Genomic DNA, 26,168 nt, shown 5'->3' with positions numbered 1-26,168 from the left:
ATGCAAGCGCCGGCACGCCACTCAGCTCGGTCGCAGCTTGTCCAGGCGATCGGTCAGCGCCACCCAGAACGCGGCAGGCAGCTCGGCGCGCAGCGGCACCGCATAGTGCCAGTCATTGCCGAACGCACGGCACTTCACTGCGTCCTTCTCGGTCATCAGCACTGGCAGCTGGCTACCGAAGGACAGGTCCTGCACCTGGTAAGCCTGGTGATCGGCGAAGGCATGCGGCACCACGCCGATACCGCGCGCGCGCAGCATGTCGAAGAAGCGCTGCGGATGGGCGATGCCGGCCACGGCGTGCACGCGCTGGCCCTTGAAGTAGGCCAGCGGGCGCGCACGCCCACCGGTCAGCGGCTGCGCGCTGTCGATATGCAGGGCCATCGGCCACTGCCCGAAGCCACAGGCCTGGGCCGCGGTTTCCTCCTCGGCCTGGCCGAGGTTCACCACGCGGAAATCGCATTCGGTGGCACGGCTGATGGGTTCGCGCAGCGGACCGGCCGGAATCATCCGCCCGTTGCCGTAGCGTCGCTGGGCATCGATCACTTCGATTTCGATGTCGCGCGCCAGCCGGTAGTGCTGCAGGCCGTCGTCGCAGACAATCACGTCGCAACCTGCCTGGACCAGTGCCTTGCCCGCAGCCACGCGGTCGCGGTCCACGCGCACCGGAACGCCGGTCTTCCACGCGATCAGCACCGGCTCGTCTCCGCCCATGGCGGCTGGCGTGTCGGCCTGAACCCACAGCGGTTTGCCCTCCTCCTCGCGGCCATAGCCACGACTGGCTACGCCCGGCTTCCAGCCGGCTGCACGCAGGCGTTCAACCAGGGCAATGGTCAGCGGCGTCTTGCCGGTGCCGCCAGCGGTGATGTTGCCGACCACGATGACCGGTACCGGCAGCGCGTGGTGCTTGCGCCAGCCACGCCGATAGGCGCGCCGGCGCAGCGCGGTGACACCCGCGTACAGGGGTGCCAGCAGGCGCATCGCCCACGGGATCGGGCTGCCGTCGTACCAGTAGGGCGGCGTCTGGGTACCCTTGCCTGCCATCAGTCCTGCCTTTCGCGGAACTGCATGTTGTGCAGATGCTGGTACAGCCCCCCCAGGGCGAGCAGTTCCTTGTGGGTACCGCGCTCGACGATGCGGCCATGGTCCATCACCAGCACCTGGTCGGCATGCTCGATGGTCGACAGGCGGTGCGCGATGACCAGCGTCGTGCGTTCCGGCATCAGGCGCTGCAGCGCGTCCTGGACCAGGCGCTCGGACTCGTTGTCCAACGCGGCCGTGGCCTCGTCAAGGATCAGGATCGGCGCGTCGCGCAGGATCGCACGGGCGATCGCCAGGCGCTGGCGCTGGCCACCGGACAGCAGCGCGCCGTTCTCGCCCACCGGCGTCTGCAGCTGTTGTGGCATGCGTTCGATGAACTCCCACGCATTGGCCGCTTCGGCCGCGGCGCGGATCTGCTCATCGCTCGCATCCATGCCATAGGCGATGTTGGCGGCGATGGTGTCGTCGAACAGCATGACCTTCTGCCCGACCATCGCCACCTGGCGGCGCAGGTCGGCCAGCGGATAGTCGTCCAGCGCCACCCCGTCGAGGGTGATGCGCCCGCCACTGGGTTCGTAGAAGCGCGGCACCAGCCGGATCAGGCTGGTCTTGCCGCTGCCGGAACGGCCGACGATGGCGGTGACCGTCCCGGGCTTCGCAACGAAACTGATGTCGTCCAGGGCGATGCTGCTGTCCTCGCGGTAGCGAAGCATGACGTGGTCGAACGCCAGTTCACCGCGGACGCGCCGCACCGCGTTGCGGCCTTCATCGCGCTCCACCGGCATGTCGAGGATTCCGAACAGGCGCTCGGCGGCGGCCACGCCACGCGAGATCGAGGTCTGCACGCTGGTCAGGCGGCGCAGTGACGGGATGATCGCCATCATCGACGTCATCAGGCCCATGAACTGGCCGGCATTGAGGCGGCCGGCCAGTGCCTCGCGGGTGGCCACCCAGACGATCACCGCCAGGGCCAGCGCGGCGAGGAACTGGACCACGCTGGAAGCCGCGGCCCGGGTGATCTCCACCTTCATGTTCAGCGCAAGCATGCGGTTGGCCAGGCGCGAGTAACGCGTGATCTCGTGCTGCTGGGTGCCATGCACCTTTACTTCCTGCTGGGCGGCCAGTGACTGTTCGGCGGTCTGGGCCATCGTGCCCATGCCATCCTGGATGCCCCGGCTGATGCGGCGGTAGCGCTTGCCCACATAGGACACGATCACACCGATGAGCGGCACCACCACCAGCATCGCCACGGTGACCTTGACACTCATCTGCAGCATCACCGCCAGCATGGCGATGATGGTCAGGGTATCGGCCACCACGGTCTTGAGTGCGTCGGCGCTGGCCTGGGTGACCTGCTCGGTATCGAAGTTCAGGCGACTGACCATCACCGGCGTGGCTTCGGTATCGAAGTGCGAGGACGGCAGGTGCAGGTACTTGGCGAGCACCTGCTCGCGCAGGTCCCGCACCACGCTGCGGCCCGTCTTGGCCAGTGCATAGTCACTGACCCAGGTGGCCACGCTGCGCATCAGGAACAAGCCCAGGATGGTCAGCGGCAGGATCACCGCCATGCGCGGCTCCGGATTGACGAAGCCACGGTTGACCAACGGCTCCATCAGCTTGGTGAAGTGATAGCCGGCCAGGGCCTCGACCACCATGGCGATCACAGCCGCCACCATGAATACCCAGTATGCGCGGGTATACCCCAGCAGTCGCTTGTAGATCGGCCACACCGGCGCGTGATTGGAACTCATGGACGCACCTCGGGTGCTGTTGCAATGGCAATACGGCGGAAACCGAGCTGGCCCAGCGCATCCTGCGCGGTCACCACGGCCTGGTAGGGCGTGCGCGCGTCGGCCCGCAGCAGCACCGGCTGGGTGCGGTCGTCGCCGGCGACGGCCGCGATGGTCTGCTTGACCGACTCGACGTCGCTGCGCAGTACTTCCTGGTCATTGATGAAGTAGCGGCCTTCGGCGTTGATCAGCACGCTCAACGAGCGCGGCGGCTCGTTGCTGGGTTGCTGGCTGGCCGTGGGCAGCTCCACCTGGAGTGTTGATCGCGCGTCGAACGTGGTGGTGACCACGAAGAAGATGATCAGCACCAGGATGACGTCGATCAGCGGCACCAGGTCGATATGGGGCTCATCCTGGGATCGGTCGTTGCCGATACGCATCGATCAGGCCTTTGCGGTGGCGGCGTTGGCCGCGCGTGCGGCCGGTGCCGCGTTCATCACACCCGGCCGACCGTCGAGCGTGTCCAGCAGGGCACTGGCTTCCTGCTCCATTTCCACCACGTAGCCGTGGATGCGGCCCTTGAAGTAGCGATGGAACATCAGCGCCGGGATGGCCACGATCATGCCGGTGGCGGTGCATACCAGCGCCTTGCCGATGCCACCGGCCAACTGGTTCACGTCACCCACGCCATGGTCGAGGATGCCCAGGAACATCTGGATCATGCCGATGACCGTGCCCAGCAGCCCCAGCAGCGGCCCCGCCGAGGCGATGGTGCCGAGGGCGTTGAGGAACCTCTCCATGCGATGCACCAGGTGGCGGCCGGTGTCTTCAATGCGCTCGCGGACCTGGTCGCGCGGCCGATTGCGTGCTTCCAGCGCGGCGGCCAGCAGCGCCCCCAGCGGCGAGTTGGCGCGCAGGCTCTGCAGATGCGCCGGGTCGAGCTTGCCGCGTGCGGCCCAGTTGCGCACTTCCTGGCCCAGGCCGGGCGGCAGGACTTCAGCCCGCCGCAGGGACCAGAAACGCTCCAGGATGATCGCCAAAGCCAGTACGCCCAACAGCAGCAGCGGCACCATCGGCCAGCCACCGGCCTTGACCAGTTCCCACACGTTTCAACCCTCCGGCCCAGCGGCCGCTTGTTCGATCGGCGATAGGATAGCAGCCGACCGCGCCCGCCCAGCGGCATCCCACCACCGGGATGCATGGATACGTTGTTCACGCAGCTGCAGCCCTTGTGCGCCAAGCCATACGCGGATCGCGCCGGACTCGGCCGTAGCCAGTACTTCGGCGCCTTGCGCCTGCCAGCGCCGGACCACGTCCTCGCGCGGATGGCCAAAGCGGTTGCGGTGGCCGGCCGACACCAGCGCCAGCCGTGGCGCCACCGCCGCCACCCAGGGCGCGCTGGAACTACCGCCGCTACCGTGGTGAGGCACCAGCACCACATCCGCCTTCAGCGCCGCCGGCGACATCCGTAGCAGTGCCTGTTCGGCCGACCGGCCGATATCGCCCGGCAGCAGCACCACGCCGTGGCGGCTGGCGATGCGCAGCACGCAGCTGTCCTCGTTCTCGGCCTGCGTACTGCCCGCGGGCGGGTACAGCACCTGGAAGTCGACTCCGTCCCACTGCCAGCGCACGCCCTGTTGGCAAGGCGCGGCCCCGGCGATGGCGCTGCCAGGCGGTGCCAGCAGCTGCAGGCCGGGCAACTGCCGACGCAGGCTGGGCAGGCTGCCGGTGTGATCCAGATGGTCGTGGCTGAGCATCACCTGCCGCGGCGGCGCCTGGCCCAGCGCGCGCAGCGACGGCACCAGGATCCGCTCGTTGCCGTCGCCACCGGTCGGCGGCCCGACGTCGTACCACAGCGCGTGCCGTGCGGTGCGCAGCAGCACCGCCGTGCCCTGCCCGACGTCGTGCAGCAACAGTTCCAGCTCCCCTTCGGCCGGCGCCCTGCGTGCCGGCCACAACAGCGGCAGGCACAGCAGCAGGCCCGCCAGGCCACCTCCGGCCCCGCGCGGCAGCAACCACCAGAGCACTCCCAGGAGTGCCGCAGGTACCGCCCAGGCGGGCGACTCGGCAAGCCACCACATCGCGTGCGGATGCAGTGCCATCGGTTGCAGAAGGTCCCAGCTCAGCTGGAACAGCCAGGCCGCTGCACGCCACGACCAGCGCCCGGCTCCGTCATGCAGCACCTGCAGGGCCGTGCCAAGCAGCGACAGCGGTACCACCAGCAGCGTCCACCACGGGATGATCAGCAGGTTCACCAGCGGCGCCAGCCGTGCGGTACCACCGAACAGGGCCACGCCCAAGGGCAGCAGGCCGAGGCCTGCCACGCCCTGCGCGGCGAGGAACCCACGCAGGCCAGCGCCGATGCCGTCCGGCCCGGTCCGCGGCAGGCACCACAACAGCCACAGCACACCACCGAAACTGAGCCAGAAGCCGGGTGCCAGCACCGACAGAGGAGCCGGCAACAGCAGCACTACCGCGGCCAGCGCCAGGCCCTGCCCCGCGCTGGCCGGGCGCCGCCCGCTGCGGGCCAGTGCCACCAGGCCGATCATCAGCGCCGCACGCACCGTCGGCAGTGCGCCACCGGCCGCCACGGCATAGGCGGTTGCGGCCAGTGCCGCCCCCCACGCCGCTGCCTGCGGCCGTGGCCAGTACCGTCCCAGTGCCGGGCACAGCCACCACGCCAAGCGGCATAGCAGCACGCCGAAGCCCGCCACCACGCCGACGTGGAATCCGGAAATGGCGACCAGATGGGTCAGCCCCAGCGCGCGCAACTGCTCCCAGTCGGCGTCCGACATGCCCCGGGTATCCCCCAGTGCCAGCGCCTGCACGAACCGCGCGGCGGGGTGCCCCACCTGTATGGCGATCCCGGCACTGCTGCGCTCCCGCCAGGCCTGCAGGCCGCGCGGGGGCCGCCGCTCGCGCGCGGCCTCCGGGTCCCGCACCGTGCCGATACCGGAAATGCCCCGCAGCAGTGCGTGGCGCTCGCCATCGAAACCTCCGGGGTTGATCCGCGAGCGTGGCGCGCGCACACGCAACGCAAGTTCCCAGTGCGCGCCGGCACGAACCGTGTGGCGTCCCACCTCTTTGCCGCGCGCCGGCGCCCCGCGCCAGGGGTCGTTCCAGATGACCTGCAGGCGCTTGCCCTGCCACGCTGGCAGCCCCTTCGCCTCATCAACGTGCAGCACGAAGCGCGTGTGGCCGGGGCCGCTCTGCGGAAGCTCGACCACCTGCCCGCGAACCCGGACATCCTATGCGGGTGCGCCGGGCGGAAGCTGGCCGTCCAGTGCCCAGTGGCCGTGCAATGCCGTCCACGCCAGGCCGAACAGGGCGGCTGCCCACGCCCGGCCGCGCCAATGCAGCAACCAACCCGTACCGCTGGCGACCGCCAGCGGCGCGCACAGCCACGGCGTCGGCAGCACCGGCATTTGCACGCAGGCCAACGCACCCAGTACCAGGCCGGCGGCGCAGCCCGCGCCGAACACGGGCGGAGTGGATCGTTTGGTAGCCATCCCCCAGCCTGCCGCCGGGCGCTATCGGCTGCCTATCGGTTGTTTCCGCGCAAGGCTGTCAGTGACGGACGACACCCCGATGGAAGTTGACCCGGAAACTGGCGCCGCCGCCGGATGCTTCGCCGACGCTGACCGAGCCACCGTGATGCTGCACGATCTCCTTGACCAGGTGCAGGCCCAGGCCACTACCGCTGCCGGCCGCACGCAGGCGATGGAACGGCTCGAAGATCGCCTCACGGTCACCGACCGGAATGCCGGCGCCCTGGTCACTGACTTCGAGCAGGCCGCGGGGGTCCAGACGCACGCAGATGGTTCCACGCCCGCCACCGTGGACAATCGCGTTGTGCACCAGGTTGGCGATCACCCGTCCCAGCGCCAGGCTGTCTCCCTGGATCCACACCGGTGCATCCGGTGCATCCACTTCGAAACCATACCCCGCGCCGACCACCAGCGGCGCCAGCTCAGCGGCCGCTTCGCGCACAAGCAATGCCAGATCCAGCGGCTGCAGCGCACCCATGTTGCGGTCCAGCCGTTGCAGGTCAAGCAGATGCTCGGCGACATTGCCCAGGCGGGCGACGTCGGTCAGCAGCTGCGATTTGATCCCGCCCTGCGGCAGCTGCGACAGGCGCGCCTGCACCACGGCGATCGGTACGCGCAGTTCGTGCGCAGCGTCAGCGAGGAACTTGTCGCGCGCCGCATAGCCCTGCTGCACCTTGTCGATCGCATCGTTGAACGCTTCCACCAGTGGCGCGACCTCGGTGGAGACCAGCCGGGCATCCAGCCGCGCGCCTGGCTGGCCGATGTCCAGTTCCTTGGCCTGCTGCGCCGAACGGCGCACGCCGCGCATCGCGCGGTGGATCACGGTCGGCATCACCAGCAGCGTGACGACGATCAGCGGCAGGAAGAACCACAGGCCGATCAGGCGCAGCACCATCAACGCGCCATCCAGCAGGCCGCCCTTTGGCGCACCGCCGACCATCACCGTGATCCGGCGGCCCTCCTCCGTGCGGATGATCACCCGTGCCACGTCCAGGTAGGGTGGTACCAGCGAGCCGAGTTCGCTGGCGCCCAGCGTCGGCAGGCGCGCCAGCAGCGTTGCATGGATCGCGGGAAGGGTGCCACGCTCCAACCACCCTCCCTTGTCATCGGCGGCAGCAAACCAGAGGTTGCCTCCGGCTTCCGTGTCCAGCCTGTGCCAGCGTGCTTCATCCAGCACCAGCCGGCCGCCTTCGCTGTGCACGGCCTTGGCCACCGCTTCGGCCATGAACATGTCCATGCCCCAGCTGTCCCGGTCACCCCAGGTCAGGATCAGCGCGACCACCGCGAACAGCACGGTGAACGCCTGCGCGAGGAACAGGCGCCAGGCCAGGCCGAGAGTGATGGAACGGATCGGGCGCGCCATCTCAGGCCTCCGCCAGCAGGTAGCCGACGCCCCGGATCACATGGATCTCCACGCCGGCCCCCGCCTGATGCAACGCCTTTCGCAACTTGGAGATATGCGCATCGAGGGCATTGGACTGGATCTCATCGTCGAAGCCGTATACCGCCGCTTCCAGCGCACTGCGGGTGACCGTGCGCCCCTGCCGCATCGCCAGCGCCTGCAGCACCAGCACCTGGCGCCGCGGCAGTGCCATCGGTTGGCCTTCCACCTGGGCCTGCAGCGATTCGAAATCGAACTCCAGCCGGCCCAGGCGCAGGCTCGGCGTCACCATGGCCGAGGGCCGCCGCGAGACTGCACGGATACGCGCCATCAGTTCCTCGATGGCCACCGGCTTGACCAGATAGTCATCGGCGCCGACATCCAGGCCTTCCACCTTGTCCGACAACCTGCCCTTGGCGGTCAGCATGATCACTGCCAGGTTCGGCCGCAGCGCACGCGCGGTGGCAACGAAACCGGCACCATCGCCATCGGGCAGCTGCCGGTCGAGCAGCATCAACTGGTGTACCGGCTCGCGCAGCGCGATCGCCGCCTCGGCAAGGGTGCCGACCACATCGGCAACCACGCCCTGCCGTTCCAGGCCCGACTGCAGGGCGCGTGACAGATCAGGGTCGTCTTCGACAAGGAGGATGCGCATCGGGACACCGGCTACCGGAAACGGGGCCGATCATAGTGCCTGGCGACGGCTTTTTCCGCCCTGGCGTGCCGACTGCCCGGGCGCAATGTTCTGACAATGTTGGGTCAGCAACATGCCCAGCCATCACCCGCAAAGCGTTCTACCGCGGACAAGGATCCCCATGGCCTCCGTCTTCCCCACCGCCGAAGCCCACGCGATCCTGCGTGCCCCCGACCTGGACAGCGCCGAGCGCGCCTATCTGGGCCTGATGCCCGACCTCGAGCACGTCAACGCGCTTGCGCGCCGCGCAGTGAGCCTGTCGCGCGTGGCCGACGCAGCACGCGGATACGCGCTGTCGATGACCCTGATCGGGTTGCGCCTGCAGGAACTGGAGATGGGCGAAGCCCGCGCGAAGGCGCATCGCCAGGCGACACTGCACAGCCTGCGCCAGGCATTCAGCGCCTGATACCGGCGCTCACCACAGGGTGGGCCCGGCCAGCATCCCACACAGGATTGCCCCCCCCCGGATGACGGCCTTGAGGGTGCCTTCCAGCAGGTTGCCGCCGGACAAGCGTTCAAGGACCGGGTCGGGCGTGGAAAGCGCGACGTGGTCGCTCATGCAGCAGGTCCCCGGATGACAGTGCGAGTGCGCGGAAGCGCACCGTCTACGGCTGTCCGCCGCGGATTCATCGGCATCTTGCGGTCTTTGGCCGCGCCATTCTGCCTTTCGTCGCAGCCGGGCTGCAGCATTGGACACGCCGTGCCAGCCTGCGGGCACATTCCCGCTGGAGCACCGCGCCATGCCGATGCTTGCCCTCCTGCTGCTGCTCTCCGGCCTGCTCGGCGATGGCAACGGGCCAGCCATGGGCGCGCTGCGCAGCCAGATCCTCCTTGCCGAAAGCCGCCCCCCTTCGACCGCGCCACACGGAAACGATGCCCCGTCCCTGCTGCTGTACCCGCTGTGCCAGGATCGCGTCCTGCGGCTGGGCGTGCGTCATCTGCCCCGGCACGACCGGACCGGGGACGGACAGCCACCGGCCCGCTCGGCCCACATCGCGCAGATCTGGGAGCGCGCCGACGGCCAGTGGAGGTTGCGGCGGGTGGTGAGCATCGACGACCTGGTCATGCCACGCTGATCGGTTGCAGCTGCACCGGCAACCACAGACAGAAAAAAACCGGCCCAGGGCCGGCTTTGATCGTGATCCACCGCTGCGCCGATCATGGCCGCTGCCGGTGGTGGGCGGTACAGGGTTCGAACCTGTGACCCCTACCATGTCAAGGTAGTGCTCTACCGCTGAGCTAACCGCCCATCTTGTTCTTGCCGCCCGAAGGCTGGCCTTGTTACGTAAAAACCCGGCACCAGGGCCGGGCTTTCCAGTTCACGACAGCCCCCTTCCAGGGACTTCGTGGTGGGCGGTACAGGGTTCGAACCTGTGACCCCTACCATGTCAAGGTAGTGCTCTACCGCTGAGCTAACCGCCCGTTTTGCTTCTGCATCCCGGCGGTTGCGCCGGTGCAGGCCGCGTATATTACGGATGCCGGCCATGAAGCGCAACTATTTTGTGAAGAGACGGCGGCAGCGTCGTGTTCAGCCGAGGCTGGCTTCCTTCAGCTGCCGGATCTGGTCGCGCACGCGCGCGGCGTCTTCGAATTCCAGGTCCTTGGCATGCTGGTACATCTGCTGCTCCAGCGCCTTGAGCCGGGCTGCCAGCTGCGCAGGGCTGAGTGAACGATAGTCGGCCCCTTCCTCGGCCACGCCCGCCCGACTCCTGCCCTTGCCCTTGCGCGCTTCCTTCTCGGCCGCATCGGAACGCGCCCCTTCCAGCACGTCGGTAATCGGCCGCGCCACCGAGCGTGGCACGATGCCGTGCGCCTCGTTGTACTCGACCTGCTTGGCGCGGCGACGATCGGTCTCGTCGATCGCCGCCTGCATCGAGCGGGTCACCTTGTCGGCATACAGGATGGCCTTGCCACGCACGTTGCGGGCAGCGCGACCGATGGTCTGGATCAGCGAGCCGGTGGAGCGCAGGAAGCCCTCCTTGTCGGCGTCGAGAATCGCCACCAGCGATACCTCGGGCATGTCCAGGCCTTCACGCAGCAGGTTGATGCCGACCAGCACGTCGAACTTGCCGAGGCGCAGGTCGCGGATGATTTCCACGCGCTCGACCGTATCCACGTCCGAATGCAGGTAACGCACGCGGATCCCATGCTCGGTGAGGTATTCGGTAAGGTTCTCGGCCATCCGCTTGGTCAGCGTGGTGACCAGCACGCGGTCACCGGCCTTGATGCGCGCGTTGGCCTCGCTCATCAGGTCATCGACCTGGGTCGCCACCGGTCGGATTTCGACCACCGGATCGATCAGGCCGGTCGGGCGCACCACCAGCTCGGTGATCTCATCGCCTGCCTCGCGCAGTTCGTACGGGCCTGGCGTGGCAGACACGTAGATGCTGCGCGGGCACCGCGCCTCCCACTCTTCGAAGCGCAGCGGGCGGTTGTCCAGCGCCGACGGCAAGCGGAAGCCGAATTCCACCAGGGTCTCCTTGCGCGAGCGGTCGCCCTTGAACATCGCGCCGATCTGCGGAATGGTCACGTGCGATTCGTCGATCACCAGCAGCGCGTCCGGTGGCAGGTAGTCGAACAGGGTCGGCGGCGGCTCGCCGGCGGACTTGCCGGTCAGGTGGCGCGAGTAGTTCTCGATGCCATTGCAGTAGCCGACCTCGGCCATCATCTCCAGGTCGAACTGCGTGCGCTGCGCCAGGCGCTGCGCCTCGACCAGCTTGTTCTGCGCATACAGCTGCTCCAGACGCTCCTTCAGCTCGGCCTTGATGGTCTCGATCGCGGCCAGCACGCGCTCGCGCGTGGTCGCGTAATGGGTCTTCGGATACACGGTGAAGCGCTGCATGTTGCGCAGCGTCTCGCCTGTCAGCGGATCAAACAGCGTGATCTTCTCCACCTCGCCGTCGAACAGCTCGATGCGCAGCGCCTCGCTGTCGGACTCCGCCGGGAACACGTCGATCACTTCGCCCCGCACGCGGAACGTGCCACGCTGCAGCTCGTACTCGTTGCGCGTGTACTGCAGCTGGGTCAGGTGGTTGATCAGGTCGCGCTGGTCGATGCGCTCGCCCTTGGACAGGATCAGGCGCAGTGACAGGTAGTCTTCCGGCGCGCCCAGGCCATAGATCGCCGACACCGTCGCCACCACGATCGCATCCGGGCGCGACAGCAGGGTCTTGGTCGCCGCCAGCCGCATCTGCTCGATGTGCTCGTTGATCGAACTGTCCTTCTCGATGAAGGTGTCCGACGACGGCACGTAGGCTTCCGGCTGGTAGTAGTCGTAGTAGCTGACGAAATACTCGACCGCGTTGTGCGGGAAGAATGCCTTGAACTCGCCGTACAGCTGCGCCGCCAGCGTCTTGTTCGGCGCCATGATCAGCGTTGGTTTCTGCACATTCTGGATGACGTTGGCGATCGTGTAGGTCTTGCCCGAGCCGGTCACGCCGAGCAGGGTCTGCTTGGCGATGCCGGCTTCGAAATTGCTGGTCAGCTTCGCGATGGCATCAGGCTGGTCGCCCGCCGGTGAATACGGCGAGACGAGTTCGAAACGGTCGCTCATGGTGGTGCCAGTTCCCGGGAACGGCGAGTATACGGGGCAAGGGGTGACGGCTGGCTGAGGGGTTTCCGGGCAGGCCAGCGCGAGGATGCCTGATGGCAGCCCCCCGGCCCGGCGTGGAGTCTGGATGCATGCGCCGTCCCAACGCTCCCGGCTGCGCCGCGTCGCGCGGCATGCACCTGATCGAACTCCTGGCCATCACGGCAGTACTCGCCGTGCTGCTGGCTGCCGGCTGGCCCTCACTGCAGGCTCTGCTGCTGCGCCAGCGCGCGGAAGCCACCCGCTTCAGCCTGCAGACGGCCCTGGCCACGGCACGCACCCAGGCCATCATGCGCCGCGAGCTGATCGGCCTCTGTGCCAGCGCGGACGGGCTGCGCTGCGGGGATGACTGGAGCCAGGGCTGGATTGCCTACCGGACCACCGGCTCATGGCGTCCGCCAGCCTCGGCCGATGCCCTTGTCCTGCATCAGGCTGGCCGTCCGGATGTCACGATCAATGCCGCCAGCAGCAGCGGGCGACCGCAACTCCATTTCCAGCCGGATGGCCGCAGCCCCGGCAGCAACCTGACGCTGCGCATCTGCGCGAAGGGACGCGAACATTCGCGGATCATCGTCAGCAACAGTGGCCGGATCCGCTCGTCCAGAACACGGGCCGGCCAATCCTGCTGAAAACGATGCAATCCGCTCTCGAGCAGGCAACAAAAAAGGCCTGCGAGCGTTCGCAGGCCTTTGATGTGCAATATATGGCGCCCGAAGTTGGACTCGAACCAACGACCCCCTGATTAACAGTCAAGTGCTCTAACCGGCTGAGCTATTCGGGCGGGGACGCGCATTGTAATCACCTCGAACAGGGAGTGCAACACTCCCGTTCACGCGCCTCCGGCACTCCCTTCCGCTGCCGTCACCAGCACTGGGACAACGTGGCCTTGGCGGTTTTCACGTTGGCCTGGTTGAGCGTCAGATCGCCACACTTGTCCTCGGCCTGTGCGTTGACGGCGGTGGCGGTAAAGGTGAATGTCGACTGCGCGGTCTGCATGGACAGGGTGTACGCGGCCGTCCCGCCCTCGCGCGGGGAGTTGATCGTATCGGCATTGCCGGGGAATTTGAAACCGACATAGGTGTTGTTGACCGTGTGGAAGCGCTCGGCCAGCTGTGCGTATTCCACCAGGTCGGCCTTGGCCTGGGCCCGCCGCGACTTGCGCACGTGTTCGCTGTAGTTCGGATAGGCGATCGCGGCGAGGATTGCCACGACCGCCACCACGATCATCAGCTCGATCAGAGTGAAACCACGGGCCAGGCGACCCGCCGCGAAAGACTGATGCATTGCACGGGCTCCTGCTGCCGGGGAAGGATGGACGCCGGTCACTGGATCTGCCTCCATGACTGGCGGCCACAGGGATATGGCAGGTACATCGGATCAGCACCGGCCACTGAGATCTGCATCAGGCAGGCCTCACCCGGCGGCTGCGGCGGTGGGTTGCCGGGAGTGCTGTCCGGCGGCGCCAGGCGCGGCACCACCGACGTCGTCACATCCCTCACCGGGGCATTGCCACCGGTATTGAGGGCAACACCGGCAGTTCCCGCACCCGGCGACCTGCCGTCGGGCGCGCCGAAGCGCACCTGCGACATCGCGGCCTGCCCGGTGCTGGCCTGCAGGCCGAACAGCCAGTTCGCACCGTCCACGGAGCAGCCGCGAGCGTCCGACGGGATATAGGTCGGGAAGAACACCACACCGGACACGATCCGCGGATTGCCGACCGCACGCTCCTTGTTGGCCAGTACCACGGTCCAGCCGCGGCTGACCGTGGGCGCGGTTCCGGCGCGCAGCGTCCGCACGCCGGCACCGATCTCGGCCGTGTACGGGCGCAGGTTCGCCGAGGTCAGCGTCGTGGTCGGCTGGCCCGGGGCGGTGTCATTGATGCCGTACAGCGCCTGCACCGCCGCATCGTTCTCGTCACCGTAGTAGGAGAAGCTGCCGGTCCCGAAGATCAGCATCACGCCACCGGACGGCCCGGTGGTCACCGTCATGCCACCGGTGATCGGCTGGCGATAGGTCAGGCGGTCGCTTGGATCGACATGCGTGTTGGTGGTGAACAACGGCACCGTCGGCGCGGTGGTGGCGCGAAGGTCGAACTTCCAGATCACCCCACGCTTGTCGGCGCCATAGACCGTATCGGCCAGGCCATCGCGCACCCGCGCGTTCTGCCCGGTTCCGCCCCAGCGATCGACCACCACGATGTTGCCCAGCCCGTTGCTGCCCGACGGCAGGTTGGTACCCGACTCGATCGCCTCGATCATGCGGATGGTCGGCGTACGGCCCGCCACCATGTCGACCACGAACAGTACCGCCTTGCCACTCCTGCTCTCATAGCCGTTGCCGAAGATCGCCTTGAAGCCCACCGAACCGTCGGCGTTCTTCACCGGCACGATCACCGGCTTGCCCAGCACGTGGCCGATGTTGGCGCGGACAGCATCGTCAAGCGAAGAATCGAGATCACTGATCTCCCACAACAGGGAGCCGGTGGCGCCGAAGTTGCCCGGATCGGACACATCCAGCGCGAACACGCTGCGGCCGCCGGCACCAGCCGTGCCCACCAGCGACGTGGTCCACCCGTTGCTGCCGTAGGTGTCGCTGATCGTCACCGGGCCGTCGACGTAGTAGCGGTGCTGGAAACGCTGGGTATTCTGGTTGGTGGGGTCGTTGGGCAGCAACAGGTTGCCCATGTGGCCCAGCGAGGTCGAGGGAATGTAGGCGAACCGTTCCTTGCCACCGTCGGTATCCATCTGGCCATCGGCGCCCATGCCGCCATCGAAGGCGTGCAGCATGCCGTCGTTGGCGCCGGCGTAGACCATGTAGCGGCGAGCATTGCGCTTGGTGGTCATGTAGGCGGCGTAACTGCTGCCCATCGTGCCCGGAAGGCGGCCGAACCCGTAGTCATCCAGCGGCGAACTCAGCACCGGCGTGGAGGTGATGATGTCGCCCAGCACGGTGCTGCGATCCCGCAGCTTGCCACCGTTGCGCCTCTCCTTGCTGCTGTCGCCACGCAGGTAGGCCACGGCCGTGGCGGAATCGGTGGCCAGTCCGGCCAGCTCGGACGCGCTGCAGATCAGGATGCCCGGATACAGCGTCGACGACTTGGTGCACAGATTGGCCAGGCTGACATTGCTGCCGGTGAAGTCTTCCAGCGCGCCATTGCGCCAGAAACGGATGCGGCGTGATGCAGCCGCCGGCATCTTCGCAGACGCCTCCCAGGCCTCTTCCGAAACGATCTTGCGGGTCGACGGTTCAACGCTCAGCTTGAAGGCGCGCAGCTTGCTGTACCAGTCGGTGCCGTTGTTGGTGGCCTCGTAGAACGGCTCCACCGACAGCGAACCGACACCGATGCGTGCACCGGTCAGCGAGCGCGAGCCGGACGGCGTGGCGCCCTGGGCGACGTTGCTGATGATGCGGCGCATGGCTGCGGTGATCTCGGCCGGGCGCGTGGCGTTGACCATTTCGCCACGGGTGTCATAGACCGCGTTCCACAGCTCGTCGACGGCTTCGGGCTTGAGGTTCTGTGTTGTCGTCGGGAAGTTGGGCTTCACCACGTACGGGTTGGGGCTGAGCACCCACGGGCGCAGCGGGTCCGGCAGATACCGCACGCCGAATTCCTTGCCCTGCGTGCCCAGCGTCACGCCATAGAAATTCATGTGCAGGTGAGTATTGCAGTCCAGCGACGGATCCGGACTCGGTCCCTTGCACTCGGCCGGCACCGGCACCGTGTTGGTCTCCTTGCCGGGCACGAGGGAGCTGTTGTAGTACGGCGCCACCAGGTCCTTCATCAATGTGGTGTTGCCACTTTCATTGATGTAGCCATCGGTGAACAGCATGCCGGCGTTCTTCTGGCACGACAGCTGCACCGGAGCGTCCGCATCCGTGCGCTGGAACTGCTTGCCCAGGTAGTCCGCGGCTGACCGGTTCGGCGTGCTGCCGCTGGCACGCATCCTCCTCATGATGTCGTCCAGCAGTTTCGACTTGGCGACTTCATCGGTCATGTTGAACATGGTGACCGGCTGCCGGTCATTGATGCGGAACCAGCCCACGCGCAGGTTGGTCGTACCATGCAACGCATTGGTCGCGGCACCGATCAAGGCTTCACGGCGGGTCCGGTACAGGCTGAACCAGTTCGCGAAGTTTCCCATCGCAGCATTGTATTTTTCCGCGCTGTTGCCGAAGTTCTCCAGCTTGATTTCGTACTTGTACAAGGTGCCCGGACGCCCACCCACAGGATTGGAAATCGCCGCCGGCTTGGCGGTATAGCCGTAATCAGCGGGCAGCGTGGCCGGATCCGTCAGGTAGAAGGTCGCCGGATAGAACACCATCGCCGCGCTGCAGCTCCCGCTGAGCGTGACCTTCTGGCTGAGCACAGAGAAACTGCCCTGGGTGCTGCTGTTGCTGCGGTTCACATCGCTGCAACGGCCGCTCTCGATGCGGGTCCCCACCGGCAGTTCCATGCCGCTGTAGAACTGGAACCGCCAGTTCGCAGCGCCGGAACTGAGGGCGATGGACGTCATCGTCGAATCAGCGGTCAGGTTGAGGCTACCGTTGATCTTCCCGTCGGGCGTACCGGGGCGCGGATCCAATGGCGCACTCACCGGATCAATGGCGGTCTTCGGGAAATTGTCATTGGGTTCCGGAAGTCCGGTCTTCCATCGGGAATAGGTCTCGCGCGGATCGAAGTAGGAGCCGTTGATATCTGGAGAACGCACGAACCCGTACGCGTCCAGCGGCGGAAGCGCGCGATTCGAGTCACGTCCATAGCTCGGGAACACGTAGTGGTACATGCTCCCGCCATCGACATAGCCATACGGCTCACTGCCGTTATAGAAACTCTTTCCACCCCAACGATAGACACCGTCACGGGTATTGTTCAGCACTTCCCACAGCATCGAGCCGGAATCATCCAGCGCCATCAGGAAGGCCGGCGCGGTCTGCACCTGGATGTTCAGCGGCGCCTGCGCCAGCGTGCCCTGGGCCTGGGCCGCCATCAGGCTGTAGATGACGTAGCCCCCTCCCAGTGCCAGTGCGGCACCGCCAGCGGCCATGAAGCGAATTTTGCGCGAAGCCATGGCCTGCGTCCTCAGAGTTTGAATACGGTATCGATGACCACCGACGACGAGCTCGCATCGGCATCGTCGGTGGCGAACCCGGTGATCTGGTAGATCGGCGTGACGTCTTCCAGCGGGCGGCCCATGTCGAGGGACGATTCGCCCATCACGCAGCTGTCGATCTGGCGGACGTTTACCGCCGGGCGGGTCTGGTTGCGGTGGCTTTCCGCCCAGATTGCCGGATCGAAGCCGTCATCGCAGACCCGCGACAGGTTGGTGGACTGCACCAGGCTGTCATCTCCCACATCCTGGCGGTTGGCGATTTTCTCCACCGAGCGCTCGGCTGCACGGACCACGCCCTCGGAATTCTGGAAAGCCCGGTTGGCGGCGCGGTAGTTCGCTGCCATCTTCTCCTGCATGCCGGCTACCTGCATGCCGGCAATACCGAGCAGCGCCAGCAGAATGAGCATGATCAACGCGACATAGAGCACGGCGCCGCGCTGCGTGCGAGCGGGGGCGGGCCTGAACGAACGTGAGAAGGTCGTCATGATCAGTTCCCGAACAGGCGATTGCGCAGTGCAATCGAGACTTCATAGCTGGAGCGGTAGCGGCCGTCAGGCCTGTCGCTGCTGGCAAAGCCCACGCCGAGTACCGACAGCGGGTTGGTCGGCGTGCTCGAAGACGACGGCGTCGGGCTGCGTGCCAGCAGCCCCACCTGCACCTGCCCCACCCGCAGCCACTGCGCGGCACCGGCCGCGTTCGCGTCGGTGGTCACGCCAGCCGCAGCTGCCAGGCGGGTAACGTTGCCGGCCGGTGGCGTGCCCAGGCTGATGTTGGCGGTACTGTCCAGGCCATACAGCAGCTGCAGGCTTTCGATCCCTTCCACCAGCTCTTCATTGACAGCATAGACGCCGGCACTGTTGGCGCGCGCGCGGCGCAGGCCAGGCTGTCCGGTCTCCGGATTGACCCCCACGTAATACACCATCGACTCTGCGCGGTAGAGCATCGTCTGCCCGGTCGGCTGCGCGGCATAGCGCGACAGATCCAGCGAGGGCGCAGTCACCCGGGCCGCACTCAACGTACCGGCGAAGATGTCGGCATGGGCACAGTCGGCGATGCCGAACAGGGTCGGTGCCGCGACGCCCCCCGAGGTGAGCCGGGCCACCCGGGTGCTGTCCATGTCCAGCAGCGCATTGCCGCCGCCGGACGAAATGCCCGTCACCGGCACCCCCTCCGGCGCCAGATAGCGCAGCACCAGCACATCGCTTCCACCAGCCGGTGCGGGGCTGAGCCGGGTAATCGCTGCCGGCAGCGCTGCCGGCGCCGACCACGTCGCCCCGAGTGCAAGCCTCCCCCCGGGCGCGGTTCCCGGTGCATCGAAGCCCTGGATGGAAACGCTGAAGTCGAGCGGACTGCCATCGCCCGGGGATGCCCCCAGGTGCGATACCGGATCACCCTGGTTCTTCACCACGTGCGCCTGGTCATTGACGCAGCCCATGTGCCCGGCCATGCGGATGTCACGCTCGAGGAAGTCCAGCGCGAAGCGGGCGTTCTCCTGAACGCGTGAGGCCCCTTCGGACAGGCGCGAGGCGGTCTGCGAGGCCATGAAGACCTGCACCACCCCCAGCATCAGCACCAGGCTGATCACCAGGGCGATCATCAGTTCCACCAGCGACAGGCCGGCCATGGTGGCACGTCGGTTCATGCGCATGCTTACAGCTCCGTGGCCAGTGCAAAAGTGGTCGCCTTGTCCGGGTTGTCCGGATCCCAGCGCTGGTCGCCCCAGGTGATGGCCACGTTGACCACGCCGCCGTTGAAGGTGACCTCAGCGCCTGCGTCGTCGCCCAGCGCCTTCACTACCTGGCATTGCCAGCGCGCGATCTTCTTTTCGATTGAGACGTCGCCGGTATCGCTGGTGCACGCGGTGGCTGCGGTCTTGCTGCCTGCCGCGAACGATGCGCCGGTGTACCAGGCCGCCTGGTAGCGGTTGCTGCGCATCTGCTCGGTCAGGTCGTACGCCAGGTTGGTGGCCTGGGTTCGGTAATTGGCACTCTGCACGAAGCGGACGTTCATGGTCTGCAACAGGGCGAAACCCAGCAGGCCAAACGCCAGCACGATGATGGCGATCAGCACTTCCAGCAGGGTGAAGCCCCCGGCCTGGCGCGCACGGAAGGAACGGGATTTCATGGGCAGGCTTCCTTGGTGCTGCGGATCTGCCCGGAGGCATTCACCGTCAATGTGCGCTTGTGCAGCGCGCCCCTGCTGCAGACGTCCGGCTCCAGCCGTACATCCTGCTCGGTACTGGCCCGGCGGCGGCCACGCCCGTCGAAGGCGATCTGTGCCGCCGGCCCGGTGATCTTCAGCTTCGGGTTGCCGCTGACGAAGCGCAGGACGGTTTCGCCTGCCGACATCGCACCATCGCCATTGGCATCGGCGAAGGCCAGCATGCCGCCGGACCAGCGGCCGTCGCAGCTGGCACCGTCGCTGCTTCCACATACACCGCCACCGCGGTTGCTGCGGATCGCCTCGCTGCGCGCAAGGCTGAGCAGGCCCAGGACCTCATTGTTGGTCGAGCTCACCCGGCTCGAACGGATTGTGCTCTGGAAACTTGGAAAGGCGATCGCCGCCAGGATCGCCACCACGGCGATGGTGACCATCAGCTCGATCAAGGTGAAGCCGCTTTCCCGGCGCAAAGACATTGGACGCTCCCCAGCGTATTGATGGCCACGATGGGCCATCGACCTGCCGCCGGCAAGCAGCGGCAGGATGAACGGTCAATCCGGGGCGACGGGCGTCAATGCCTTGACGGCGACCCAGCCCGGCCCGGCCCGGCGCGATCCCCATCGCGCCGGCGCAGTCTCAGGCCAGCACCTGGTAGCAGGGCTGGTACTCGCCGGAAATCTTCATCCGGCGCTGCTCGACGAAAGCACGCAGCAGCTCGTCCAGCGCCTGCATCATGTCCGGATCACCGTTGATCTGGAACGGCCCGAACTGCTCGATGCGGCGCATGCCGTCTTCCTTCACGTTGCCGGCGACGATGCCCGAGAACGCGCGGCGGAGGTCCGCCGCCAGCGCATGCGGCGCACGTCCGTGGTGCAGGTCGAGCGCGGCCATCGCCTCGTGGGTCGGCACGAACGGCTGCTGGTACTCCCACGGAATCTCGATCGACCAGTTGAAGAAGAACGAATCCTTCTGCGCCAGGCGGTATTCACGCACGCGCTTGATGCCATGGGCCATCTGCCGGGCCACCGCCACCGGGTCGCCGATGATGATCTCGTAGCGCTCGGCGGCGGCATCGCCCAGGGTCAGGCGGATGAAGCGGTCGATCTGCTCGAAGTAGGGTGCCGCCACGGTCGGGCCGGTCAGGATCAGCGGGAACGGCAGTTCCCTGTTCTCCTCGCGCAGCAGGATGCCAAGCAGGTACAGGATTTCCTCGGCGGTGCCGACGCCCCCGGCAAACACGGTGATGCCGTGGCCGATGCGGACGAAGGCCTCCAGGCGCTTCTCGATGTCCGGCGTGATCACCAGATGATTGACGATCGGGTTCGGCGACTCGGCGGCGATGATGCCCGGTTCGGTCAGGCCGATGTAGCGCGTTCCGGTGCGGCGCTGCTTGGCGTGGGCGATGGTCGCCCCCTTCATCGGGCCCTTCATCGCACCCGGGCCGCAGCCGGTGCAGATGTCCAGGCCGCGCAGGCCCAGCTCGTAGCCGACCTGCTTGGTATACAGGTATTCATCGCGCGAGATCGAATGCCCGCCCCAGCACACCACCAGGTTCGGATCACCAGGGTTGAGGATGCGCGCGTTGCGCAGCAGGCCGAACACCGCGTTGGTGATGCCCTCGGACGACTCCAGCTCGGCGGCGTAGGCCGGGCCCATCTCGATGGCCATGTAGGCCAGGTCGCGCACGACGGCGAACAGCAGTTCGGCCACGCCGCGGATGATCTCGCCGTCGACGAAGGCCATGGCCGGCGCATTGACCAGGTCGATGCGCACGCCACGGTCCTGCTGCGCCACCTGGATGTCGAAATCGGGATACAGATCGCGCGCTGCACGCGGATCATCGGAGGCGCTGCCACTGGTCAGCACCGCCAGCGCGCAACGGCGCAGCAATTCATGCATGCCGCCGGCGGAGGCATCGCGCAGGCGCGCCACTTCGGCGCGTGAGAGCACGTCCAATCCACCGCGCGGGTAGATCCGCGCATCCTGCACCGGCAGCGCGCGGGCCGCCTTTTCGTTCGTGGTCATATCCAACTTTTCACTTCCTTCAAGGTTTCCGACTGTACTGCCGCCCCCTTAAAAAGCAAAACGGCCGGGAAGCCCGGCCGTTGGATGTGTGCTGCCCGCGTTCACCGCACCGGGACCGCTTCGGCGGCATGGACGCCGCGCACGTTCTTGGATGCTACGCCGATGCAAGGCGGCCTGCAAGAACTTTCCCCCCGAACGGAAAACGGCCGGGTTTCCCCGGCCGCTTCCGCTTACCACTTCAGGTCCTGACGGATCAGAACTTGTACTTCACGGTCAGCTGCATCGACCAGCGCGACACGGCGGTGTTGCCCTTGTCGTTGTTGTTTTCCTGGACCGCAGAACTTTCCGCACCGGTGAACGAGTACACATACTTGCCGGTCGCCGGGTCGATACCAGCGTAGTTGGCCACGCGGCGGGTCGAGTAGAAGCCGTAGTCGTCGATCAGGCCCCACTTCTTGTTCAGCAGGTTGCCGACATTCATGATGTCCAGGGCAACCTCACCCTTGTGGCCCTTCATGAAGCCCGGGAATTCCTGGCTGACGCGGACGTCGAAGCTGTTGATCCACTTGGCACGGTGCGAGTTGGCCGGGACCACGCTGCCACGGTAGGCATCGAGCTCCGGATTCTGCGCCAGCCAGTTGAAGAAGTCCTTCTCCATCTGCGCGTTCTGCACGAAGCGGCCGCCGACCACGTTGCCGAACAGTACGTCGCCCGGGCCGCTCGGCACGTAGAACAGGTCGTTGGTGGTGGCGCCGTCGCCGTTGGCATCGTTGTAGAAGATGTAGCTGTACGGACGACCCGAACGGCCTTCGTAGAACAGGCCGACGCGGGTGGCGTTGTCACCGAAGAAGTTGTGCTTCCACTCCAGCGTGCCGGTGATGCGGTCCTTGATCGCGTAACGCGAGTCATAGGCCACGTCCTCGTTGGCATTGAAGATCAGCGTGTTGTTCCAGTTCGAGGTGTTCTGCGAGCTGGACAGCGGGCTGACTTCCTTCGACTGGGTGTAGGTGTAGCCCAGCGACCAGCCCCAGTTCTCGGTGAGCGGCTTGGCCAGCGAGAAGGTGGCCTGGGTGCCACGGCCCTTGTCGGTGTTGCGCATGACCAGCACGTCACCGATATCGCCCGGGCGGTTGGCGCGATCGCCGGCACGGTTGGTGCCGGTGGTCATGCCGAAGTTCACGCCATTCTGCATGCGGCTGTTGGCCGGATTCAGGCCCGCTGCATTCCAGTAGATCGCGCGGCCATCCGGGCCGATGGTGGTCGGTGCGGACACATCCAGGCGGTCGAAGTAGATGCCATCCTTGACCTTGGTCATCAGCACTTCAGCCGATGCCACGATGCCGTACCACGGCAGCTCATGGTCGAACGCCAGGTTGGCCTTCCACACCGACGGCAGGCGGGTGCCCGGGGCGATGATGTCGACGTTCTGGCGGGCGGCGGCCGGGCCACCGGCCGGGATGTACGGATTGTTGCCGTCCGGGGTGAAGCCGCTGGTCAGGTTGCGCTCGTCGTACTCGACGTAGTTCAGGCCGGTGTTCTGGTAGGCGCCGGCCAGCCACACGTTCGGGGCAGCGCCACCGAACAGGCCCACGCCACCGCGCAGCTGGGTCGGACGCTCGCTGTCGAAGGTGTAGTTGAAGCCGACACGCGGCTGCACCAGGTTCTTGTCGACCAGCTGGGTGTTGTTGAAGCCGTACAGCTGCTCGATGCGCGGGTTGTACAGGCGCTGGCTGCTGAAGTCAGGCATGTCCACGCGGACGCCGAACATCAGGCTCAGGTTGTAGTTGATCGCCCAGGTATCCTGCACGAACACGCCGGTGTTCTTCAGGGTGAAGTCGGCCGGGATGTCGCTGCGGCTGCCACCGGCGCGCGGCGCACGCAGCTGGTAGCGCGCAGCCCTGCCCGCCAGGAAGTCGTCGACGCTGTTGAACTCATACACGCCGTTGAGGTTGCGGCCGTAGAAGTTCATCAGGTCGTTCTTCGTGTAGTCGAAGCCGAACTTGACGGTGTGGTCGCCGGCATACCAGGTACCGGCACCAAAGGCGCTCAGCTCCTTCGACTCGACGATGTTGACGTGGGTGTTCTGCTCGGTGCCCACGTACAGCGAATCGTTACCCGAGCGGATGCGGATCTGCGGCATGGTGACCAGCGGAACGCGGTTGGCCGAGTAATCCTTGTGCGAGACCTTGAACTCGGTCGAGAAGTTCTCGGACCAGTCGCTGAACAGCTCACCCATCCAGGTTTCGTACTGGGTCGGCTGCTGGTACCAGAAGTTGCTCAGCGAGATCGCGCTGTTGCTGACCTGCGGGAAGCGGACGACGTTCTGCTCCATCTTGTTGTAGCGCAGGGCCGCACGGTGGTTCTCGTTGATGTTCCAGTCCAGCTTGACCGCGTACTCTTCGATCTCGGTCTTGCTGTTCGGCGCGGCCAGGGTACCCGGGTCATAGCCCAGGCCCTTCAGGTAGTCCTGCACGCGGGTCACGTCAGCGGTGCTGATGGTGCCCTTGCCGATCGGCGTGTCGCTCAGGCTGATGCCGGCGGCCGAGCGCTCGTACTTTTCGTAGTTGGTGAAGAAGAACAGCTTGTCCTTGACGATCGGGCCGCCAAAGGTCATGCCGTAGGTCTTCTCGTCCTTGAAGCCGTTGAAGTCCTGGCGGTCGCCTTCCAGGCGCGAACGGACCATGTCCTTGTCACGGTACGAGCCATAGACGGTGCCATGGAATTCGTTGGTGCCCGACTTGGTCACGGCGTTGATCACCGCACCGGTACCACCGGCGATGGTGGTGTCGTAGTTGGCCAGGTCGATGTTGATTTCCTGGATGGCATCCATCGACACCGGCTGACGCTCGGTCGGCAGGTTGTTGGAGCCCAGGCCGAACGGATCGGAGGCGCTGATGCCGTCGATGCGGATGGCGTTGTAACGGGTATTCTGGCCACCGGCCGAGATCGCGCCGTCAGCCTTGCTGACCTGCGAAATGCGCGGGTCCAGGCGGATGTAGTCCTGGATGTTGCGGTTGGCCGACGGCAGCGCGTCCATCGTTTCGCGGGTGACGTTGCTGCCGGTGCCCATCTTGGTGGCGCTGAACAGGTCCAGGCCGCCCGCGGTGGCAACCACGTTCACGGCGTCCAGGTTGGTGGCGGCCAGGTCGCCGCCCAGGCTGGCGTTGACCGTGTTGACCTGGTTCAGGTTCAGGTAGACACCTTCTTCGGTCTTGGTGCCTTCACCCGGCTTGGTGATGGTGATGGTGTACGGACCACCCACGCGCAGGCCGCGCGCGGCGTAACGACCCGACGCATCGGTCGTGGCGCGCGAAACGGTGCCCGACTCGGTGTGGGTGATGGTGACTTCGGCGCCGGCGACCGGCTGGCCGGCAGCGGACATCACCTGGCCGCCGACACCGGCAGAGGTGCTCTGGGCGAAGGCGGGAGCGGCGGCGAGTGCGGCCACGAGACCAAGGGTGAGCTTGGACATCCGGAGTGGGTGGGTCATTTTTCGGTAGCCTCGATGCGAGTTGGCGATGGCGGAAAAAAAGCGCATCCAAGCAGCCCTGCGGGTGGCTGATCGGAGATTTATCTGGGGTTCCCTACCGCTTGGCTGAAGGCAGCCACAACGGTTAACACTAGATTAACACGCTACGCCATCAATGTGACGGTTGTGCGACAAACGGCACCGGATCGCAACGCGATCGTGACGGCGTCTTCACTCCGCCTTAGCCCATGCACCGCCGGCGTCAACCGCCGCGCTTGCATCAAGGATCCGTCCCCGCCAAGTGCTGCCCGCGCTGGACAGCAGGGTCACAGCGGCGGCGGCGGCCCGCTCCGGCCCTTGCGCTGCCGGATCCTGGTCGACTGAATAGGCGCGCGCACGCAGGGCAGTACGCAGCGGCCCCGGGTACAGGCCGCTGACCCGGACCGGACTACGGCCGAGCTCGTCATGCAGGCTGGCGATCAGGCCGCGCAGGCCATGCTGGGCCACGCCATAGCCGCCCCAGTAGGCCTGCCCGACCCGCTCGGGAGCATCGACGGCGAACACCAGCGCCGCATCCTCGCGCTGCCGCAGCAGCGGCAGGCAGGCCTGGGCCAGCCAGGCCGGTGCGGTCAGGGTGACGTGCAGGGCACGGGCAAAACTGGCCGGGTCGGCCAGTTCAAACGGGGTCAGGCCCGGGAAGTGGGCGGCACAGACCAGCAGGCCGTCGAGCCGCCCCAGCTCACGCTGCAGGGCCTGGGCCAGCTCGGCATGGTCATCGGGGCCGGCGCCCTCCAGATCCATCGGATACAGCAGGGGCTCCGGGCCGACGGCCTGGACCTGGGCGTAGACACGGTCCAGGCGGCGCGGCCGGCGCCCCAGCAGGACCACGGTGGCACCGGCGGCGGCGGCAGCCACCGCCGCCGCACTACCCAGCCCGCCACCCGCGCCGGCCACCAGCACCACCCGGTCCTGCAACGGGCGGCCATCGAGCGCCCCGTCGGTCGGTGACGTCGATGGCCAGGCACTCATCCCTGGGCCGCCTCTTCGACGATGCGCTTCAATTCGCCGGACTCGAACAGTTCCATGACGATGTCGCAGCCACCGATCAGCTCGCCGTTGATGAACAGCTGCGGAAAGGTCGGCAGGTTCGAGAAACGCGGCAGGTTGGCCCGGATCTCCGGCTCCTCCAGCACGTTGACCGTGCGCAGGCTGACCGCGCCGGCGGCCATCAACGCCTGCACGGCGCGGCTGGAAAAGCCACACATCGGGAATTGCGGGGTGCCCTTCATGAACAGCACGAGCGGGTAACGATCGACCTCGGCCTGATTTGCTGCATTACCGCCACAACCACACTCCTTGCTTCGCCGGACAAACCGACCGCGATGGTCGGCTAGACTGCCCACGGTAGCCGCCATTGTAAGCG

21 protein-coding genes, 3 tRNA genes and 1 pseudogene are annotated in these 26,168 nt (G+C 66.6%); 3 read left to right on the top strand and 22 right to left on the bottom strand.

Features of this window, described 5'->3' with window-relative positions; translation table 11 throughout:
• Positions 1-21 precede the first annotated feature (21 nt).
• From lpxK to A9K58_RS16145, 7 genes and pseudogenes are all read right to left on the bottom strand, one after another.
• Positions 22-1,041 carry a tetraacyldisaccharide 4'-kinase gene (lpxK, locus tag A9K58_RS16175; RefSeq protein WP_065200315.1) on the bottom strand — a complete coding sequence of 340 codons (1,020 nt, stop codon included), beginning with the start codon at positions 1,039-1,041 and terminating at the stop codon, positions 22-24.
• The gene (gene msbA, locus A9K58_RS16170) at positions 1,041-2,789 is read right to left on the bottom strand and encodes a lipid A export permease/ATP-binding protein MsbA (protein WP_065200314.1); all 1,749 of its coding nucleotides are present in this window, start codon (positions 2,787-2,789) and stop codon (positions 1,041-1,043) included. Before msbA ends, lpxK begins: the two co-directional genes overlap by 1 nt.
• The gene (locus A9K58_RS16165) at positions 2,786-3,208 is read right to left on the bottom strand and encodes an ExbD/TolR family protein (protein WP_065200313.1); all 423 of its coding nucleotides are present in this window, start codon (positions 3,206-3,208) and stop codon (positions 2,786-2,788) included. Before A9K58_RS16165 ends, msbA begins: the two co-directional genes overlap by 4 nt.
• A 3-nt stretch (positions 3,209-3,211) precedes the next feature.
• Positions 3,212-3,874: a MotA/TolQ/ExbB proton channel family protein gene (locus A9K58_RS16160; protein ID WP_065200312.1), complete on the bottom strand. Its 663-nt coding sequence runs from the start codon at positions 3,872-3,874 to the stop codon at positions 3,212-3,214.
• Positions 3,875-3,877: 3 nt separating this feature from the next.
• Positions 3,878-6,277, bottom strand: a pseudogene (locus A9K58_RS16155) (DNA internalization-related competence protein ComEC/Rec2).
• Positions 6,278-6,335: 58 nt separating this feature from the next.
• Entirely contained in the window at positions 6,336-7,679 is a 1,344-nt protein-coding gene (locus A9K58_RS16150; protein WP_065200311.1) for a sensor histidine kinase, read from the bottom strand.
• A gap of 1 nt (position 7,680) precedes the next feature.
• Positions 7,681-8,352, bottom strand: coding sequence for a response regulator transcription factor (locus tag A9K58_RS16145; RefSeq protein WP_065200310.1), 672 nt, complete (start codon positions 8,350-8,352; stop codon positions 7,681-7,683).
• A 160-nt stretch (positions 8,353-8,512) separates the two neighbouring features.
• On the opposite strand from A9K58_RS16145, the gene A9K58_RS16140 reads away from it, so the two are divergent.
• Positions 8,513-8,797, top strand: coding sequence for a hypothetical protein (locus A9K58_RS16140; RefSeq protein WP_065200309.1), 285 nt, complete (start codon positions 8,513-8,515; stop codon positions 8,795-8,797).
• Positions 8,798-8,806: 9 nt separating this feature from the next.
• Here A9K58_RS16140 and A9K58_RS19730 read toward each other — a convergent pair whose 3' ends face one another.
• Complete coding sequence (locus A9K58_RS19730; RefSeq protein WP_196769207.1) at positions 8,807-8,950, bottom strand: hypothetical protein; 144 nt, start codon at positions 8,948-8,950, stop codon at positions 8,807-8,809.
• Between the two features lie 181 nt (positions 8,951-9,131).
• On the opposite strand from A9K58_RS19730, the gene A9K58_RS16135 reads away from it, so the two are divergent.
• Positions 9,132-9,467, top strand: a complete 336-nt coding sequence (locus A9K58_RS16135; protein WP_065200308.1) for a hypothetical protein — start codon at positions 9,132-9,134, stop codon at positions 9,465-9,467.
• Positions 9,468-9,565: 98 nt separating this feature from the next.
• Here A9K58_RS16135 and A9K58_RS16130 read toward each other — a convergent pair.
• From A9K58_RS16130 to uvrB, 3 genes are all read right to left on the bottom strand, one after another.
• Positions 9,566-9,640: transfer RNA gene (locus A9K58_RS16130), tRNA-Val, on the bottom strand.
• A gap of 98 nt (positions 9,641-9,738) precedes the next feature.
• Positions 9,739-9,813 (bottom strand) — tRNA-Val (locus tag A9K58_RS16125).
• 106 nt (positions 9,814-9,919) lie between these two features.
• On the bottom strand, positions 9,920-11,944 hold the full coding sequence (gene uvrB / locus A9K58_RS16120) for an excinuclease ABC subunit UvrB (RefSeq protein ID WP_065200307.1): 2,025 nt from the start codon (positions 11,942-11,944) through the stop codon (positions 9,920-9,922).
• Positions 11,945-12,072: 128 nt separating this feature from the next.
• On the opposite strand from uvrB, the gene A9K58_RS16115 reads away from it, so the two are divergent.
• The gene (locus A9K58_RS16115; RefSeq protein ID WP_065200306.1) at positions 12,073-12,609 is read left to right on the top strand and encodes a GspH/FimT family pseudopilin; all 537 of its coding nucleotides are present in this window, start codon (positions 12,073-12,075) and stop codon (positions 12,607-12,609) included.
• Positions 12,610-12,684: 75 nt separating this feature from the next.
• Here A9K58_RS16115 and A9K58_RS16110 read toward each other — a convergent pair.
• The 11 genes from A9K58_RS16110 to grxD all read right to left on the bottom strand — a co-directional run bounded on the left by A9K58_RS16110 (position 12,685) and on the right by grxD (position 26,034).
• Positions 12,685-12,761 (bottom strand) — tRNA-Asn (locus A9K58_RS16110).
• 80 nt (positions 12,762-12,841) lie between these two features.
• Complete coding sequence (locus tag A9K58_RS16105; protein WP_065200305.1) at positions 12,842-13,264, bottom strand: type IV pilin protein; 423 nt, start codon at positions 13,262-13,264, stop codon at positions 12,842-12,844.
• Between the two features lie 38 nt (positions 13,265-13,302).
• Entirely contained in the window at positions 13,303-17,049 is a 3,747-nt protein-coding gene (locus A9K58_RS16100; protein ID WP_065200304.1) for a pilus assembly protein, read from the bottom strand.
• Between the two features lie 11 nt (positions 17,050-17,060).
• Complete coding sequence (locus tag A9K58_RS16095) at positions 17,061-17,576, bottom strand: pilus assembly PilX family protein (RefSeq protein ID WP_065200303.1); 516 nt, start codon at positions 17,574-17,576, stop codon at positions 17,061-17,063.
• 2 nt (positions 17,577-17,578) lie between these two features.
• On the bottom strand, positions 17,579-18,739 hold the full coding sequence (locus tag A9K58_RS16090; RefSeq protein ID WP_155760528.1) for a PilW family protein: 1,161 nt from the start codon (positions 18,737-18,739) through the stop codon (positions 17,579-17,581).
• A 2-nt stretch (positions 18,740-18,741) separates the two neighbouring features.
• Positions 18,742-19,215: a type IV pilus modification protein PilV gene (pilV, locus tag A9K58_RS16085; protein WP_065200302.1), complete on the bottom strand. Its 474-nt coding sequence runs from the start codon at positions 19,213-19,215 to the stop codon at positions 18,742-18,744.
• Positions 19,212-19,727, bottom strand: a complete 516-nt coding sequence (locus A9K58_RS16080; RefSeq protein WP_065200301.1) for a GspH/FimT family pseudopilin — start codon at positions 19,725-19,727, stop codon at positions 19,212-19,214. The genes pilV and A9K58_RS16080 overlap by 4 nt, the downstream gene beginning before the upstream one ends.
• A 160-nt stretch (positions 19,728-19,887) precedes the next feature.
• Entirely contained in the window at positions 19,888-21,276 is a 1,389-nt protein-coding gene (gene ppnN / locus A9K58_RS16075) for a nucleotide 5'-monophosphate nucleosidase PpnN (protein WP_065200300.1), read from the bottom strand.
• Positions 21,277-21,529: 253 nt separating this feature from the next.
• Positions 21,530-24,766: a TonB-dependent receptor gene (locus tag A9K58_RS16070; protein WP_065200299.1), complete on the bottom strand. Its 3,237-nt coding sequence runs from the start codon at positions 24,764-24,766 to the stop codon at positions 21,530-21,532.
• A gap of 210 nt (positions 24,767-24,976) precedes the next feature.
• Positions 24,977-25,774: an SDR family NAD(P)-dependent oxidoreductase gene (locus tag A9K58_RS16065; protein ID WP_065200298.1), complete on the bottom strand. Its 798-nt coding sequence runs from the start codon at positions 25,772-25,774 to the stop codon at positions 24,977-24,979.
• Positions 25,771-26,034: a Grx4 family monothiol glutaredoxin gene (gene grxD / locus A9K58_RS16060; RefSeq protein ID WP_065200391.1), complete on the bottom strand. Its 264-nt coding sequence runs from the start codon at positions 26,032-26,034 to the stop codon at positions 25,771-25,773. The genes A9K58_RS16065 and grxD overlap by 4 nt, the downstream gene beginning before the upstream one ends.
• Positions 26,035-26,168: the final 134 nt, after the last annotated feature.

The sequence above is a fragment of the Stenotrophomonas maltophilia genome, assembly GCF_001676385.1.
Taxonomy (GTDB): domain Bacteria; phylum Pseudomonadota; class Gammaproteobacteria; order Xanthomonadales; family Xanthomonadaceae; genus Stenotrophomonas; species Stenotrophomonas maltophilia_J.
Note: the sequence above shows the minus strand (reverse complement) of the source record. Positions and strands in the feature narration are given on the sequence as shown.